Here is a 225-nt window from a genome sequence, read left to right as displayed (position 1 = left end):
GAATAGCTGAGATATTTGTTATTATAGATATAAATAAAATGTAATTAACAGAATCAGAAAAGAGGTTTGGTTATATGACAATAGTAATAACGATTGGTTGTTTTAAAGGGGGGGTAGGTAAATCTACTTTAACAGAAATACTTACTTATTTATTAGCGAAAGATGGTTATAAAGTATTAGCAATTGATACAGATCCTCAAAGTAATTTAACTGAAAAAATACAAA

The 225-nt window shown here is 26.2% G+C and carries 1 protein-coding gene; it reads left to right on the top strand.

Annotation, left to right across the window (positions count from 1 at the left end; genetic code table 11):
- Positions 1-74: 74 nt before the first annotated feature.
- Positions 75-225 (top strand): ParA family protein (locus TP70_RS09640; protein WP_044361023.1); only part of this gene is annotated, 151 nt, incomplete at its 3' end.

Source organism: Staphylococcus microti, assembly GCF_000934465.1.
Classification (GTDB): domain Bacteria; phylum Bacillota; class Bacilli; order Staphylococcales; family Staphylococcaceae; genus Staphylococcus; species Staphylococcus microti.
This window is presented reverse-complemented; position numbering and strand designations above follow the sequence as displayed.